14 protein-coding genes are annotated in these 15,799 nt (G+C 53.7%); 8 read left to right on the top strand and 6 right to left on the bottom strand.

Translation table 11 applies throughout. The features are described 5' to 3' along the window. The first annotated feature begins 431 nt into the window (after positions 1-431). From WBG83_RS07185 to WBG83_RS07195, 3 genes are read left to right on the top strand one after another with little or no spacing between them, the layout of a single operon-like run. Positions 432-1,955, top strand: coding sequence for a GGDEF domain-containing response regulator (locus tag WBG83_RS07185; protein ID WP_336743977.1), 1,524 nt, complete (start codon positions 432-434; stop codon positions 1,953-1,955). Between the two features lie 26 nt (positions 1,956-1,981). Next, positions 1,982-2,344 carry a response regulator transcription factor gene (locus WBG83_RS07190; RefSeq protein WP_336743979.1) on the top strand — a complete coding sequence of 121 codons (363 nt, stop codon included), beginning with the start codon at positions 1,982-1,984 and terminating at the stop codon, positions 2,342-2,344. Then, entirely contained in the window at positions 2,341-5,217 is a 2,877-nt protein-coding gene (locus tag WBG83_RS07195; RefSeq protein ID WP_336743982.1) for an ATP-binding protein, read from the top strand. Before WBG83_RS07190 ends, WBG83_RS07195 begins: the two co-directional genes overlap by 4 nt. Positions 5,218-5,302: 85 nt before the next feature. On the opposite strand, the gene WBG83_RS07200 is transcribed toward WBG83_RS07195, so the two are convergent. Next, positions 5,303-5,866 carry a DoxX family membrane protein gene (locus WBG83_RS07200; RefSeq protein WP_336743984.1) on the bottom strand — a complete coding sequence of 188 codons (564 nt, stop codon included), beginning with the start codon at positions 5,864-5,866 and terminating at the stop codon, positions 5,303-5,305. 507 nt (positions 5,867-6,373) lie between these two features. On the opposite strand from WBG83_RS07200, the gene WBG83_RS07205 reads away from it, so the two are divergent. Both WBG83_RS07205 and WBG83_RS07210 read left to right on the top strand, forming a co-directional pair. Beyond that, on the top strand, positions 6,374-6,868 hold the full coding sequence (locus WBG83_RS07205; RefSeq protein ID WP_336743986.1) for a cation:proton antiporter regulatory subunit: 495 nt from the start codon (positions 6,374-6,376) through the stop codon (positions 6,866-6,868). A gap of 3 nt (positions 6,869-6,871) precedes the next feature. Beyond that, positions 6,872-8,086 carry a cation:proton antiporter gene (locus WBG83_RS07210; RefSeq protein WP_336743987.1) on the top strand — a complete coding sequence of 405 codons (1,215 nt, stop codon included), beginning with the start codon at positions 6,872-6,874 and terminating at the stop codon, positions 8,084-8,086. A gap of 240 nt (positions 8,087-8,326) precedes the next feature. Here WBG83_RS07210 and WBG83_RS07215 read toward each other — a convergent pair whose 3' ends face one another. Both WBG83_RS07215 and WBG83_RS07220 read right to left on the bottom strand, forming a co-directional pair. After that, entirely contained in the window at positions 8,327-9,121 is a 795-nt protein-coding gene (locus tag WBG83_RS07215; protein WP_336743988.1) for a phytanoyl-CoA dioxygenase family protein, read from the bottom strand. Next, positions 9,114-9,290 carry a hypothetical protein gene (locus WBG83_RS07220; RefSeq protein ID WP_336743990.1) on the bottom strand — a complete coding sequence of 59 codons (177 nt, stop codon included), beginning with the start codon at positions 9,288-9,290 and terminating at the stop codon, positions 9,114-9,116. The genes WBG83_RS07215 and WBG83_RS07220 overlap by 8 nt, the downstream gene beginning before the upstream one ends. A 28-nt stretch (positions 9,291-9,318) precedes the next feature. Here WBG83_RS07220 and WBG83_RS07225 point away from each other — a divergent pair, with 28 nt between their 5' ends. Further along, positions 9,319-10,053 carry a helix-turn-helix transcriptional regulator gene (locus WBG83_RS07225; protein WP_336743992.1) on the top strand — a complete coding sequence of 245 codons (735 nt, stop codon included), beginning with the start codon at positions 9,319-9,321 and terminating at the stop codon, positions 10,051-10,053. A gap of 107 nt (positions 10,054-10,160) precedes the next feature. Here WBG83_RS07225 and WBG83_RS07230 read toward each other — a convergent pair whose 3' ends face one another. Continuing rightward, the gene (locus WBG83_RS07230) at positions 10,161-11,111 is read right to left on the bottom strand and encodes a DMT family transporter (RefSeq protein WP_336743994.1); all 951 of its coding nucleotides are present in this window, start codon (positions 11,109-11,111) and stop codon (positions 10,161-10,163) included. Positions 11,112-11,245: 134 nt separating this feature from the next. Between WBG83_RS07230 and WBG83_RS07235 the strand changes: the two genes are divergently transcribed. Beyond that, on the top strand, positions 11,246-12,613 hold the full coding sequence (locus tag WBG83_RS07235; protein WP_336743996.1) for an aminotransferase-like domain-containing protein: 1,368 nt from the start codon (positions 11,246-11,248) through the stop codon (positions 12,611-12,613). A 248-nt stretch (positions 12,614-12,861) separates the two neighbouring features. Further along, positions 12,862-13,200 carry a DUF1904 family protein gene (locus tag WBG83_RS07240; protein WP_336743998.1) on the top strand — a complete coding sequence of 113 codons (339 nt, stop codon included), beginning with the start codon at positions 12,862-12,864 and terminating at the stop codon, positions 13,198-13,200. Positions 13,201-13,314: 114 nt separating this feature from the next. Here WBG83_RS07240 and WBG83_RS07245 read toward each other — a convergent pair whose 3' ends face one another. Together WBG83_RS07245 and WBG83_RS07250 are read right to left on the bottom strand one after the other, a co-directional pair. Then, positions 13,315-15,183, bottom strand: a complete 1,869-nt coding sequence (locus WBG83_RS07245; protein ID WP_336744000.1) for an MORN repeat-containing protein — start codon at positions 15,181-15,183, stop codon at positions 13,315-13,317. 28 nt (positions 15,184-15,211) lie between these two features. Continuing rightward, on the bottom strand, positions 15,212-15,598 hold the full coding sequence (locus WBG83_RS07250) for a DUF4280 domain-containing protein (RefSeq protein WP_336744002.1): 387 nt from the start codon (positions 15,596-15,598) through the stop codon (positions 15,212-15,214). Positions 15,599-15,799: the final 201 nt, after the last annotated feature.

Here is a 15,799-nt window from a genome sequence, read left to right on the forward strand (position 1 = left end):
TATGTTCATCAAGTGTAACATAACCCTTGGTAAGATTGCCCTATTACCGTTGGAACTTTTGCGGAATCAAGCACTAGTACCACATTTGTAAGCCCCCGATAGGATTCCAAACAGGAATTATAAAAATCCGCAGCGGGATGTGCTATAATTAGCATCATCAAATTCGACAGCAATCGATTTTTTTCATAACCATGCTTGTAGTCCGCTGCGCTCATCATCTGGCTTTAAATGGGCTTATCAGCAGGTTTCACCTAACGATAAGAAAACGCGCCTGTGGTTTATATAAACCGGTGCGCTTGTCTGCGGCAAATTCGCGGAGGGGGATAGTTTTGCAGAAATATAGAGATTCCTTGCTGGCAAGCATACGCAATCAAATAGAGGCTTGGCTGCACCCACATGAGGCTATACATCACGAGGAAGTTTGCAGATTCTTGCATTCTATCAAAGGGACCTCCGGCACGATTCAAATGCCAGTGCTGTCCGCCCTGTCGGGCAAGCTGCTGCAGCAGGCCGAAGCCATGGCCATCGAAGCGTGGAAGCCGGATGATTTGCGGGCGTTTCTATTTCCTTTAATCAAGGAGACGTACGCCGCCCGTCAGCATCAGGACATTTTAACCACGGAGCATTCGATTGATGAGAGCGAAATTCCGGCTGATCAGCCGTTAGTTCTTATTTTAGATGATGATGCTACGCTGCTTCAATTCCTGAAGGAGGAGCTGGAGTCTCAGGGCTATTTTGTGATTGCAACCGTGAACCCGTATCAGGCGATTCATTATTTCCATGATTTATCCCCGGATTGCCTGATTCTCGATTTAATCATTCCGGAAAAAAGCGGATTTGAAGTGATAGAGACGCTCAAGGAGCGCATCAGCAAAAGCTTCATCCCGACTACCGTGATCAGTACGGATGTGAGCAGGGCTACCCGGCTCAAGGCTTTTGAAATGGGCGCGGACGATTTCCTGAACAAGCCGCTCGATGTCGAGGAACTGCTGGCGCGCATGAAGCGGCAAATGCAAAAGAAAAGGCAGCTGGACAGCCTGCTCTTTATTGATGAGCTGACAGGGGCGCTAAACCGGAAATATTTCGATGAAGCCTATAAACGCTTGTGCCATGAGCGGCAGCGGGTGAATAAAAATTTTTCTTTGGCGGTTATTGACCTGGACCGTTTCAAGCAGGTGAACGATGTGTACGGTCATCTGGTCGGGGATAAGGTGCTGGCCGGCTTTACCCAATTTCTGAAGGAAAATATCCGGGCGACCGATATTCTGATCCGGTATGGCGGGGAAGAATTCGTCATGCTTATGCCGCAAACGGGGGAACAGGACGCCAAGCTGCTGCTGGAGCGGCTTCTCGGCCAGTTCTCCCAAATCGATTTCGGCCAGGAGCCGGATTACCTGCGAGTAACGTTCTCCGCCGGGGTCGTAGAGGTGCTGGAGGCAGACCCGCTGTATTACCGGAAATGGCTGGAGGCCGCCGATTTTGCCCTGTACCAATCGAAGCAAAACGGGCGAAGCCGGATTGAAATCGGCAGCATCGGCATGGAGCTTACGCAGCCGGCCCGCAAGCTCAACATTGCGATTATTGATGATGACGCCATCGTTCGGGCGATGCTCCTGGAATGTCTGAAGGAGTCCATCGGTGCGATTATGCCGGTGGAGGTTCGGACTTATCGTGACGGGGAAATCTTTTTTGCGGACCCATGGCATAGTCAGCGGAACCCATTCCTGGTCATCCTGGACGGTATTATGCCGAAGATGGACGGTCTGGAGGTGCTGGAACGAATTCGGGCGATGCCCGATTCGAACCAGTACTCGGTGATTATGCTGACCGGACGTTCTGAGGAAAACGATATTGTTCGCGCCCTGCAGCTCGGTGCGGACGATTATTTAACGAAGCCGTTCCGGATCGGCGAGCTTGAAGCGCGTGTGAAGCGTCTGCTGCGAAGATTGAAATAATGCCTGTAGAAAGGTTGGTTTATGAAGTGGCAAAGCTGTTGCTTGCGGAAGATGAAGCGGTGCTGCGTATGCTGGTAGCGGATACGCTGGAGGATGAAGGGTATGATCTGGACGTCGCTTGCGACGGGGAGGAGGCGCTGGAGGCCATTTGCTCCGGCAGCTACGATTTAATTATTTTGGACTATATGATGCCCAAGCTCACCGGGCTTGATGTCATTACGAGGGTGCGGGAAATGCCGGACAAGCACAATGTCAAAATATTAATGCTGTCCGCCAAAAGCCAGCATAAGGAGCAGGAGCGCGTAAGACATGCAGGCGCCGACGATTTTATGTCGAAGCCGTTTAGTCCTCTGGAGCTGGTGCGAAAAATAGGGGATATGCTGGCATGAGCAACCTCGTCAATCCGTTTCGAAAAAGCCTGATGATGCGCTTTATGGGCATGATGATTACGTTCTTGCTGCTCGTTCTGGCAGGTGCCGGGGTTTTGTATTTCAAGGAGCAGAGCGAGCATGAGCGGTTCCGTACGCTGAACGGCGAGCTTAGGGAAAAGCAGCGGCTGGTCGAGAGCATTGCGAATCATGCGAACGGTATTTTTTTCCGTGCGCGCGGATTTTACGCCTTTCAGAGTGAAGAGGAATACAAATTGATTTTTGCGGAAAAGGCGGAGCTGGAGCAAACTATTGCCACCTATAAGCAGTACCGAATGAACCCGGAGGAGCAGCAGCTTGTCCGCTTCGTGGAGTCGTTCTTCCAGCGATATTTCGCCGAAACGCTGCCGCAGGCGGTCATATATGTGCGTGCAAATGATGATGAGGGTCTGCGCAAGCTGGCCGGGCAGGGCATGATTGAGGAGGTCAACAACTTCATTCGGGACGCCCGAGCCTTTAACCGGACGAACCAGATGAAGCTGGATGAAGGCGAAGCTATGTTTGCCGAACGGATGAAGGCGCAGAACTTCCAGTACGTGTTGTATCTTATTTTGATTATGACCTTTTTATTTTTGATGATGATTAAGACCGCCCGGGATTTCGGCATGCCGCTCGGCAGACTTTCGGCAAGCGCGAGCGCCTTTGCCCTTGGACGTGTCGAGAAGATACGCTATACGGACCGGGCGGATGAAATCGGACTGCTGGCCCGTTCGCTGGAAGCGATGATGATCCAGATTCAGACCAAGGAAGAAGAGCTCGTCGCCCAGAACGAAGAGCTGCAGGCCCAGCAGGATGAGCTGCAAATGCAGCAGGAGGAGCTGACCGAGGCGCTCTTTAAAATGGAGGAGAACGAGCAGGACCTGCAGAGGCGCAACCGGTTTATTCGTTCCATCTCTACCACCTTAAACCGGCAGGATCTGCTTAAAAGCATCATTTTAAACATGGTGGAGCTGATGAAGGCTGATAAGGGCATGATTCTCCTGCTCGGGGCAAAGCGCGACTATGCTTCGTTCGGTCTGTCGGAGGAAGCGATAGGACAGTTTATGTCCACGTATGAGGACGGTGTCCTGCCCCGCATTGAGGAAAGCAGCCATCCTTACACGCTGAAAAGGGCTGCCTCCGCCTCCGAACGCGGATATCATCTGGAACCAGCCTATGTAAGCGACATATTCGTTCCGGTGCTGGATGCCGGAGGAAATCTGATTGCACTTGTGGTGCTGACCCGGATGAGCCTGGATTTCTCCGGGAAGGACGAAGCGGAGGGAGCGGCCTTTGCAAAGCAAATTGCCCTGTCGCTGGAGAAGCTGGACATGTATGAAAAGGCGGAAGGCCAGCGTGAGCTGACACAGGATATGCTGGATACGATTCAAGTCGGGGTGCAGCTGATTGACCGGAATGGAACGACGATCCAGGTTAACTCCAGCTGGAAGCAGATGATGGGCTACGAATGGGAAACCGGTCCGGCAGTCAACTTGACATTGGAGCAGCTGGATGCCCGAATACATTCTTTGGTCAAACATGCAGAGGCGCTTCAGCAGTATATTCTCGATCTTGTTGAGGGGCGGGGGACCGGGCGGGAGCGCCTGATTTATGAGATGACAGCTCCGCAGCCGCGTGTTGTCCAAATCTACAGCGAGCCGCTGTATACCGGAGATGAGCACGTAGGGATGCTGCTTGTGCATCGTGACATTACCAAAGAATATGAGGCCGACCAGCTGAAATCGGAGTTTGTCAGTACGGTCAGCCATGAGCTGCGGACACCGCTGGCGAGCGTTCTCGGCTTTGCCGAGCTGCTGCTGCATAAACAGCTTACACCGGAAAGACAAAAGAAATACATCGGGACGATTCATCAGGAAGCAAACCGGCTCACTTCCCTCATTAATAACTTCCTGGATCTCCAGCGGATGGAGTCGCGCAAGCAGACGTATGATTTCAGCATGATGAATATGGCGGATGCCATTCGGGAAACCATGGAGCTGCAGCGTGTGAACGCGCCGAATCACCGGTTTGAATTCAAGCCCGGCCTGGAGGATGCGCATGTGAATGCCGATCCGGATAAAATGAAGCAGGTGCTGATGAATGTGATCGGCAATGCGATCAAATATTCACCGGATGGCGGTACAGTGTCTGTTCAATTGAGACGCGAGGACGCCAACTTATGCATTGACATAACGGACGAGGGTTTAGGAATTCCGGCGGAGGCGCTGCCGAAGCTGTTTCACAAATTTTATCGGGTGGATAACTCGGATCGCCGGGAGATTGGCGGAACGGGGCTGGGGCTTGCCATTGTGAAGGAAATTATGAACATTCACGGCGGAGACGTCAAGGCGTCGTCGGTGTACGGGCAAGGCAGCACCTTTACGCTGCTGCTGCCGCTGGCCGGTCCGGCCTATGAGTCAATGGCATTGGCCGCACAATCGGCAGCCCAGGGCAAGGGTCCGGTCTACATTGTCGAGGACGATGCGAGCTTGTCCGATCTGCTGGCGGAGGAATTGACGGAGAGCGGCTATCATGTCGTTCAGTTTGCCCGGGGCGAAGAGGCGCTAAAGGCGATGTCGGAGACGGTTCCCGCAGCCGTTGTGCTGGATCTGGTGCTGGCTCACGGCATGAGCGGCTGGGCTGTCATTGAACAGATGAAGCATAGTGATTTGCTGAAGCATGTGCCGATTTTGGTTTCCAGCGCTTTTGAAGAAAAAGAGCGGGCTCAGGATCTCGGGGCCAGAGGGTACCTGGTCAAGCCGTATCAGCCGCATAAGCTGTCCAAAGCGCTGCTGAGGATCATGGCGGATGAAAGTGTGCAAGGCCCGATTTATGTGCCGGAATCGATAAGCTGAACCCATAAGAAAGGGAGCCCGCGGGGGCTCCCTTTCTACAACCAGCCGTAGCTCGAGCCGGCTTTTTTATTTTTCACGAACGGTTCTAATCGACGCGGGTGGTGTGAGTTTTATGACTTGCTTTACCGCCCCAAGGTGTGCCCAGCAGCGGAAGCGCCCAGCGATCCAGACCATACCAGCCAGCGTTTTTCCAGGCTAATACGAGCCAAGTGGCAAGAATAAACAGCAGCGGGTTTGTGCTGAGTGTTCCGGCGAACAAAAAGCTGACGTTCATAATGGCGCCGAAGAATGCCGCAATTCCGGTAAGGAGACCCAAAATCAGGCCCAGTCCGACCAGCAGCTCGCCGAAAGCGACCATATAGGCAAAAATCTTGGCATTGGGAAGCACGAAGCTTTCCAGAAACCCTGCATACCAGCCGGTAACATCCTTGCCTGACTCAGCCTTGGCCAGCGCGCCCTTGACGAAGCTCTGCAGGGCCGAGCCTGCGTTGTCTCCCGTCCATGCCGGGCTGGTCACTTTTTTCCAGCCTGCCGTAATCCACGCATAGCCAAGGTACAAGCGGATAACGAGCCAGATGAGCCCCGCTCTTGTACTGCTGAATAAAAAGCGGGATACCGGATTTTCCGGAATGTGAATTTCTTTTTGCATATGAACAACTACCTCCCCATAAATGAACGCCTGAACAACGGCTTCTTCTCTCTTATCGTTTATTATAGGCGTAGACAGGTTACATTTGATGTGATATTTATCACACCCTGTACAGTAATTACAATTCTGGCTGTTGCCTGACAGGGTGGACTTCTTGGGGACATTTGGTACAATGAGGGGGAGGCTTCTACAGAACGGAAGCCTTCTTTATTTTGGATAAAGGGAGGAAGCAGCATGATGAAGACACAGCACCGCAGCAGCATGAAAGTGCGCAGGCCGCAAATAGGAGGTGATATCTACTATGAACCATAGCCAAGCGTGGATGAAAACGATGAAGCGAATGGACGGGTCTCCGTCAGATTGGCATAGCGCAGCTAGAAAGCGGTTTCATTATTATTCTCCGAACGGCATGAAGCGCCCCCTGACGGGCGGCCTGCTTGATGCTACTCCTCCGGCTGCAGCGCGATTGAAGCAGCCGCCTTCTTTTTGCGAAAGGAGGGAATTCCAATGAACCTCAAAGAAATCGATCTCCCCGGCATTGGCCGGAAATATTCCTTGATTACCGAAGCAGGCGATCATCTGGTCGTTATTGTACACAACGATGAGCGCCGGGAGCTGTATCATATGAATGCCGACGATCCTGATGAAGTGCAGTCGGTCCTCACGCTGGACGATGAGGAAGCCCGCGTGCTTTCTTCCATTATTGGCGGAATGACCTATAAGCCCAAGGCGCTGGAGCAGCTGGAAATGGTGCTGGACGGCCTAATCATTGAATGGATTCGGGTTGATACCCGGTTTCAATGCATCGGCAGGCCGATCGGCGAACTGAATATCCGGCAAAAGACCGGAGCAACCATTATTGCGGTGCAGGACAAAAGCCGAACGACGCACATTAGTCCCGGGCCGGATCACATCTTCACTGCCGGAGCAACGGTTGTTGTTGCCGGCGAACGGACGCAGCTGTCCAAGCTGAAGCAGCTGCTTCTGGACGGCGGTCGATAGCCGATGGATACGATTATTTTTGAGGTCGGTCTGGCGCTGGTTTTAATTACGCTGGTCGCTTTTTTGTCCGCTAAGCTGCGGTTCTCGGTCATTCCCTTTTATATTTTGATTGGAATGGCTGTCGGGCCGCATGCCCCTCATTTCTGGATTATAGATTTGCGTTTCATTGAAAGCTCCGCCGTTATCGATTTTATGGGGCGGCTTGGCATTTTGTTTCTATTGTTTTATTTGGGGCTGGAGTTTTCCGTCGCGAGGCTGCTTAAATCAGGCAAGACGATCGTTGTGGGCGGCCTGTGCTATGTCGCGCTTAACTTCGCTTCAGGTCTCCTGCTCAGCTGGATGATGGGGCTTCCGCTGAAAGAGATGCTTGTGGTGTGCGGGATTATGACCAGCTCCTCGACAGCCATTGTGGCCAAGGTGCTCGTTGATTTGAAGCGGACAGCCAATCCGGAGACAGAAATTATTATGGGCATGATTATGTTCGACGATTTGTTTATCGCGATTCATATTTCGATTTTGTCCGGATTGCTGCTGAGCGGGGCAACCTCGCTTACGGGGGTTCTGCTGGTTGCATTATCAGCCTTTTTGTTCATTGTGCTGTTTCTCGTTATCGGGAGAAGGCTGGTTAAGCATGTGGATAAGGCGCTCAGTGTGCCTTCCTCCGAGCTCTTCCTGCTTACGGTTATGACGCTGCTGTTTCTCGTAGCGGGCTTCTCGGAAACACTTCATGTCGCAGAGGCCATCGGCGCCTTGATGATTGGCCTGGTGCTGGGGGAATCAGCTCATGTGAAGCGGATTGAGCATTTTGTCATGCCGTTCCGCGATTTTTTCGGCGCATTGTTTTTTTTCAGCTTCGGTTTAACGATCGAGCCGACGGCGCTGGGAGGGGCTGTCCTGATGGCGGTCCTTGCTGTCATCCTGACACTCCTGTGCAACCTGTTTGCCGGGTTTATCGCAGGCCGGCTTTCCGGCGTATCACCGCGTGCCTCGTTAAACGTAGGCTTCACCCTAGTGTCGCGGGGCGAATTCTCTATTATTATGGCTAATCTGGGCAAAGCCGGCGGATTGCTGCCCGCGATTCAGTCCTTTGCCGTGCTTTATGTACTGCTGCTCGCGATACTCGGCCCGCTGCTGGCGAAGGAATCCAAAGGAATATACGGGATTTACGAGCGGTTGACGAAGCGGAAACGAGCCAAGGATGAGACGGGGAGCGGATAAGCCGCAGTCATGTTTTGCCGTAAGGCGGAATTGAAAATGAAAGAAGAAGAACCTCCAGGTCACAGAAAAGGTATGCTGCCCTTTAGCAGTCTGTGTTAAGCAATGACACTCATGGCATGCTTAACAAGGGGAGCCTATCTAGAGTGAGCATGGAGGTTCTTCGGCGTGCGATTCGTTTCTCCGTCAGGGGATGCTGCTGGTCTTTGGTTGTTTGTCAGGTTTAGTATAGCTCCAGCCGGACTAGCTTGTAATCTGCATCCGTGTCAATGCGCCTTCAAAGGATACATCGATGGAATTGTTGCCGGTAACATAGCGCCACAGCTTGGCCCGGAGAATATGCTCATTGCGGGACTCGTCTCCCTGCCAAGGGTAGTTGGCGTTGTAAATGATGTCGCGGACTTCCTTGCTGTCATAGCCGTCCGTATTGAACAGGTTGCGCTGCTCGCAGCCGGGACGAAGCCGGAGCTTGAACACATAGCGGGTGCGGTCCGTCGCGTTCGGCATGGCGGCATGCCAAATACCGTGATGAAGAATTGCAATCGTGCCGGCCTTGCAGGCGAGCTGCTTCTGGCCGACGATATTTTTGTAGCGGCCGATGCTGAAGTTGCTCACCTTGCGCAGATGGGATCCAGGTAAAATAATGGTCGGCCCCATCTCAATCGGAGTGTCGTGTGAGAAATAAAACGCCTGCACATCGAAGCCGTACGGACGCGTGTCAATCACAGAGTCCTGATGCCAGTTCTGGGCGGTCGCTTTTTCCGGCTTAACGATATGCATAAACGAATGGTCATATACGGGATTTGGACCGACGAAGCTTTGCAGCGCCCCTTTCACCTGCGGAAGCTCGAAGATGTCCTGTATCCGCTTCGATTCCGTCCAAAACCTGGCGCTGCCCTCGCTGTATTGGCGCTGCTCCGCATACACGGCCTCATTATATTCGGCAGGCACCATTTCCGGCAGCAGCAGGTAGCCGTCGCTGACGAAGCGGGCCATTTGCTCGGCATTGAGCAGATGCTTCCGTTCTGCATTACCCATGAACAATCACTTTCCTTTCCAGTACGTATTCGTAAGGCAGGTGGCCCAAATCATGCTCAAAGCCGGTCCGGAATACCGGAAGCGCAGGGCTTTGCAGCACGTTCCAGCCCTCGCGCATGGCGGCGAGGACCGAATTGTAAAGCGGCTCCTGCTGGTCGCCGGTTTGCATTTGAATCTCATCCTCCGCTTATACCCGCATGTACCTGATTACCGAAGGCGAGGGCTGGATTCGCATTCGCGGCCACGATTATGCCCCGCAGCCCGGACAGCTCTTTATTGTGCCGGCCGGGGAGCGCGTGTCCTTCGCGACAACCAATCCGGATCATACACTCGGTAAATATTGGTGCCATTGTACGGCAACGGCAGGAGAGATGAACCTGTTCCGGCTGCTGCAGCTTCCTGTCCAAATCGACGTGCCGGACATGCCCGAAGCCATTAGGCTGTTTGAACGGCTGATCGAGCAGCACCAAAGCAAGGAGATCACCTCCACACTGCGGGTAAAGGCTGCGCTTCTGGAAATTATTAGCGCCTATCTTGAAGGCTGTCCCCCGGAGGAGGTCCGGCTGGCCTCCTACGAATCGACGGAGAAGCTCAACGCTGTTCTAAGGCACATCGAGGACCACTTGGCGGAGGAAATGACGCTGGAGCAGCTGGCCCGGCTGGTGCATTTGCATCCGAACTATTTTGTCCGCTTCTTCAAAACGATGCTCGGCGAGCCGCCAATCCAGTACATTAACCGGATGCGGATGGAGAAGGCCAAGCTGCTGCTCTCCCAGACCGGAGCGCCTGTATCTGAAATCGCGGATGCCGTCGGATTGAGTTTTTTTTACTTCTCCCGGCTGTTTAAGCAGTATTCGGGCTTCGCGCCGACGGAGTACCGCAGGCAGCTGCAGGGGCGGAACAGAGATGAAACGGACAGGATTTTACCATGATGTATTCTTCCGGCCCAGCACGATCGGGATTACAAAAACAGAGGATGCAGGAAACATTGTTCAATGAGCCGGCTTGAGGCGTTGCTGACTGCATCAAGCCGGACAGCTTATTTCGCTGCCGGGGCGCTGTCTCGTATTAGAGACCGATGCGGGCTTTTGGAGCCGCTGAAGCTGACCCCTATAACCCCGGCAATGACCATAGCCCCGCCGAGGAAATGGAAATACGCCAGCTGCTCATGCAGCACAATGGCGCCGCCGGCCATCGTAATTACGGTAGCCAGATTGTTGAAGACGCTCATTTTGGAGGCTTCCATCTGAGAAAGCACATAGTTTGAGCTGAGCGAGGAGCCGAGAGAGCCCAGAATGCCCAGATACAGAATGGACCCGATGAATGACGGACTGGCGAACGGGTCGAAATAATGGCCTAAGGAGCCTTCGGCCGCATGCCGGACAACCGACATGCCATTAAACAGGACAAAGCCGAGCGCCGACATAATAAACGTCATGTCCAGCAGGTGGTACTGCTGCGCCAGGCGGCGGGCCATCACACCGTACACAGCGGAAGACAGCGCCGAGATGAGAACAAGCGCAACCCCGATTGTACTGGTCGCTTCAAGCTGAATCCCCTTCAGCAGAAAGACGAATATCACGCCCGTCACGGACAGCAGGGTGAACAGCTTTTGCAGCCAAGTGGAGCGTTCCTTCAAAAAGAGGGAAGCCAGTAGCATTGTAAAAATCGGCACCGTGGCATGAATAATGCCCGCCTCCGATGAGGTCGTGTAGACAAGCCCGAACGTCTGGAAGGTAAAAAACAGGGCCGGGTAAAAGACAGCCAAGGGCACAAGCCCCCAAAGCTCCTTCCACCGGATTCGGATACGGCGCCGGGCCAGGAAGAGTGCGGCGGCCGCCGCAATCAGAGAAATGGTGAAACGGTGTGCCAATGTGTCAATCGGGTGTGAGGCCTCCAAAGCCAGCTTCACAAATAGAAACGAAAGCCCGATCATCAGGGCGTACAGTATTGCGGCGGCATAAACCCGCTTGGTTGCGGTTATATTCATCAGAAAATCTCCTTTCCATGTCCGTGCTGTATGCAGGCTTCAATATCGGCCGTCACTGTAATCGTAATGTCCCGGGGCATATGTTACAATGTGAAAAAGGCTAAACTGTACCGGTACAGAATAGGAGGATCACCGTGCACAAATATATGCGGCTGCTTAGCGAGCTGGAAGCCTTCATACAGAGCGGCGCGTTCGGACAGAGCGGCAAGCTTCCGTCGATACGGATGCTGGCAGAGCAGCACCAGTGCAGCAAAAGCACCGTTATCGAGGCGCTGGAGGAGCTTGAACGGCGGCATGTGATTTATTCTGTGCCGAGAAGCGGCTATTATGTTGTTCAAACCAGCAGCAAACGCCAGATCAAGGGAGCACAGCGAATTGATTTTGCCGCTTCTGCGCCGGACCCGGACGTATTCCCGTATCTTGATTTTCAGCACTGTATTAATAAAGCCATCGATACGTACAAGAACGACTTGTTTATTTACGGGACCGCCAGCGGACTGCCGTCGCTGCTCACTGTGCTGCATAAGCAATTAGCCGGCATGCAGGTATTTGCTCCCGAACGCAATATGGTTATTACCTCGGGCGTACAGCAAGCGCTGGCGTTGCTTGCGGCAATTCCTTTCCCGAACGGCAAGCGGACGGTGCTTATCGAGCAGCCCGGCTATCATTTGTTCATCGAGCACTTGCTGACACACCAGATCCCGGTCAGAGGCATTGCCAGAACAGCGGCAGGTGTGGATATGGAGGAGCTGGAAAGATTGTTCCGCACCGGGGATATCAAATTTTTTTATACGATGCCCCGGTTCCACAGCCCGCTGGGAAGCTCGTTTACGAATCAGCAGAAGAAGCAGATCGCAGCCTTGGCCCGCAAATACGATGTGTACGTGGCTGAGGATGATTATATGGCCGATATGGAGCAGGACAGCAAGGCCGATCCGATGCACGCGTATGACCGGGCCGAGCGGGTGATTTATTTAAAAAGCTATTCCAAAATTATTTTTCCCGGCCTGCGTGTCGGCCTGGCCGTCCTCCCGGAGGCGCTGGTCGGGGTGTTCAGACACTATAAGCGCACGATGGATATTGACAGCTCAATGCTGTCCCAGGGGGCCTTGGAAATTTATTTGAAAAGCGGGATGTTCGACCGGCACAGACAAAAAATACGCCAGTCCTACACGCGCAGGGCGGAGCTGCTGGCAGCGGCCTTAGAGCAGGAGGCTGCAGGGAGCGGGGGTGCCTTCTCTTATACGGCTTCGAAGCAGCCTGGCATGCATACGCATCTTGTGCTGGACGAATCCATACGGGTTCCGAACATGATCAGCCGCTTGCATAAAAAGGCGGTCCTGCTGGAAACCATCGACAAGCATTATTTGCCTTTATTCCAAATGGGCAACCTGCTGAAGCTGAATGTAAGCAACGTGCAGGAACCGGACATTGAGCCGGGCATCCGGCTGCTGGCAGGGGAGCTGCGCAGGGAGTGGACCAAGCGGGGGAGCCGCCATTAAAACGGGGGAATCCCGTATCATGTCCTTGCGGCTATCACTGGAGAAAGTCAGGAACGGCCAAGGAACATCTGCCATCTGCCCTCTAGCTGTACAAAGGTGAAAAATCCTGCGACCTGCGGAGGTTTGTCCGTCTTAATGGGCAAGGAAGTCCAATTATCCGCAGTAAGCGCCGTAGAGTGGCATTGACTTCCCTTTATCTTGTGATTAAAATCACAAGTATACAACACAAGCGAAATGAAGGGATTCCATTGCCATTTTTACGCTTTTCCGGCTTTCAAAACCGGTTCCTGCAAAATATCGCCCCTCAGCTGATTGAGGAATTTTCCCGTCTTGTTCATATTCCCCAAGAGAAAGTCAAGATTGAGCTTGCAGCGATTGAGGCAATTACGAATTCTCCGCGTTCCGTCGAAATCCTGATGTTTCCGCGGGCACAGGAAATTCATGACGCCATCGCATCCAAAATGAATGCTCTTCTGCAGCAGTTTGGCTATGAAAATGTCCATATTTATTTCGTAATGCTGGCCCCGACGCTATACTACATGGAAGGCCGGCCGCTGCAGAGCGTTTCAACTGAAATGGGCGTTTAGATGAATACCCAAAATGTAAAAAGAACCTCCGGAGCCGCTTGGCAGCTTCGGAGGTTCTTGCTCGTTGGCGGAGCCGTGCCGGATTGTCCATCGGACTAGACATGGATCCGCTGCTTATTCACTAGCCGCAGCCGTAATTTCGGCCCGGACAGCCTTCTTATTCACAAACGTGATTTTGAAAAAGCTGTTGTCCCACAGATACAAATTGCTGTATTGATCCGGGTCAGTCTGGATGACAGACTTGGTCAAAGCCAGTTGCTTCGGATCAGCCGCGTTCAGCTCGGCCAGATGTGTCTCCAGGCGGGTATCCAAATCGGCGGCTTTGGCCGCATCGGTAATTTGAACGGAATCCACGAAGGTTTCCTTCGGATTCAAATCCGACAGCTTAATAACGAAGGAAAGCCCGAAATCGCGGTACGTGCTTACTAATTGCGGGCTCGCTCCCGGAGCGGGGAGGATGGCCCCGGCATTTCCGGTTTTTCCGGCATCGCCACCGGCAGGGGCTGTCTGGCCGCCGGCCGATGCGATTTTGACCGCGCCCGCGCCGACGGTTTTGCTGGACCCGGAGGAGGTGCCGGCTCCGGGTCCGCCTGCTTCCGAAGCGGCAGCCGCGCTTGTGCCGGCCGAAGCGATCGTAACGGAGCCCGTACCGGTAGTTTTGTTCAATCCGGCTGTGGCTGCGGCTGCGCTTGTTCCAGCGGCTCCAGTCCCGCCAGTGCTCGGGGAGGTCCCCGCAGGAGCCCCGGAGCCGACAGCATCCGCTGCCGGTGTCAAGCCTGACGGCTCCACGATGGCCGTTTCGGTCGGCTTGCCGAGCAGCTCCTCCAGCTTGGCCCCTGTTAAGCCGATGAAGGCGGTGTAATCCGGCTGGTTTTGCTTGAAATAGCCTTTGAAGGAAGGCTTGCCGTCCTTATTGAGCAGCTCGCCGAGTCCGTCATACTGACCGGCGGCGAAGCGGCCCTTGTAGATCGGGTAGCCTTCTTCGGAAAAACGCTGTCCTTCGCCGTCATATTGCCCGGCGACAAACGAGCCGGTGTACTTGGGCTTGCCGTCCTCGTACAGCGCCTGGCCTTGCCCGCTGTATTGGCCGCCTGCGAACTGGCCTTTGTAGCGGACCATACCGCTGGTGTAATATTCGGTCGCTTCCCCGGTCAGCACGCCGTTGCTGAAGGCCCCTTCATACACGACAATCCCGTCCTGGTTCAGCAGCTTGCCCGTTCCGTTATATTTTCCGGCCACGAACTGGCCCTGATACTTGATAGCGGCTCCGCCGGGATAATATTCGATGCCTTCTCCCGAATAAACGCCGTTCATAAATCCGCCTTCGTACATCAGCTTGCCGTTTTCGTCGAACAGCTTGCCGCCCTTGCCGCCCGGCTGGCCGGCCTGGAACTCGCCCTGATATTTGATCTGCTTGTCGGGGTAAAACAGCGTGCCTTGTCCGGCATACAGCCCTTCCGCAAAAGCGCCTGTGTATAAAAGCTGCCCGCTTTCACTGTAGGCATCTCCGCTTTTCAGCTGCCCTTGGTCAAACTCGCCCTGCTGGATGACGGTCCCCTTGCCGTCCAGCAGCTTGCCGGGACCCTGGTACACTCCCTCGGCGAGCGCTCCCTCATACTTCAAGGCGCCGCTTTCGTCCACAATCCTGGCTTTGCCGCTGAAGGCCAGCGCTTTTTCAGACTGCTCCTGCAGGACTGTGGTCCGGTTCAGCCATTTATTGACGAAGGCGGGCGGTTTAATGAAGATAAAAAACACAAGCACCAGCACGACCAGAATGAGGATGACAATTAATTTTTTGGATATGTAGTAATTCCCTAGCGGCACATAGCTGGCTTTCGTAATTTCCTTGGCGCCGAGTATTTTTTTGAATTCGGCTTTGATGCGCTTGACAATTAGCTTGGGGAGGCTGTTCGCGCGTTTGAGAGGAAGCAAGATGCGTTTTTGGATGGGCGCGATAAACGGCTTAATGATACTTTCAATCAATCCAATCGCTCCTTAGGCTGCCGTTGTATTAAGGCACCTGAATGGTCATTTGTCCCGGGTTCGTAATCTGGATGACGCCGCCCCAGTTGCACATGCATTTGGAGCTGTTGTTCAGTGCGGGCATGTTGCCGACAAGAACGGTAGGGGAGCCGGGCGCCCATGGCGCAGCGGTTACCGGGATGCACGGCATCGGAGTCAGCGCGCCCAAGGCGGCGGCGGTGGCTGCCGCAACCTGCGGATTGGCGATGGAGCTGCACATGCCGAAGGGCAAGATGTTCGCCATCGGCTTATTGTCCATAATATTGGCAATCGGCATGCTCGTCATGACCCGGTTGGCCGGCAGTACCATTAGCGTTGAAGGCGCGGCGCCGAAGCTGCACTGAAGCATAGCCCCGCCGCAAACCAGTTGTCCCATAGGCGTCCTCCTTTTTACCATAAAAAAGCAGATGAACCGTCCCGGTTTTCATGAAAGCGTCCGGGCTTGACTTTTCAGTTTAATACTACTACAGGCGGGGAATAGGGGCAACAAAAGTTCGACATTTTTAGGGAAAAAACAATTTATAACCCGTGACTTTTGTAGTACTATGATTATCAGTAGCATTTTTTGTCATTAGGA

The sequence above is a fragment of the Paenibacillus sp. y28 genome, assembly GCF_037137075.1.
Classification (GTDB): Bacteria; Bacillota; Bacilli; order Paenibacillales; family NBRC-103111; genus JBBBNV01.

Coding starts and splice junctions, on each gene's coding strand:
- WBG83_RS07195 (WP_336743982.1), top strand. CDS start 2,341: ATGAGCAACCTCGTCAATCCGTTTCGAAAAAGCCTGATGATGCGCTTT.
- WBG83_RS07200 (WP_336743984.1), bottom strand. CDS start 5,866: ATGCAAAAAGAAATTCACATTCCGGAAAATCCGGTATCCCGCTTTTTA.
- WBG83_RS07205 (WP_336743986.1), top strand. CDS start 6,374: ATGAACCTCAAAGAAATCGATCTCCCCGGCATTGGCCGGAAATATTCC.
- WBG83_RS07210 (WP_336743987.1), top strand. CDS start 6,872: ATGGATACGATTATTTTTGAGGTCGGTCTGGCGCTGGTTTTAATTACG.
- WBG83_RS07215 (WP_336743988.1), bottom strand. CDS start 9,121: ATGGGTAATGCAGAACGGAAGCATCTGCTCAATGCCGAGCAAATGGCC.
- WBG83_RS07220 (WP_336743990.1), bottom strand. CDS start 9,290: ATGCAAACCGGCGACCAGCAGGAGCCGCTTTACAATTCGGTCCTCGCC.
- WBG83_RS07225 (WP_336743992.1), top strand. CDS start 9,319: ATGTACCTGATTACCGAAGGCGAGGGCTGGATTCGCATTCGCGGCCAC.
- WBG83_RS07230 (WP_336743994.1), bottom strand. CDS start 11,111: ATGAATATAACCGCAACCAAGCGGGTTTATGCCGCCGCAATACTGTAC.
- WBG83_RS07250 (WP_336744002.1), bottom strand. CDS start 15,598: ATGGGACAACTGGTTTGCGGCGGGGCTATGCTTCAGTGCAGCTTCGGC.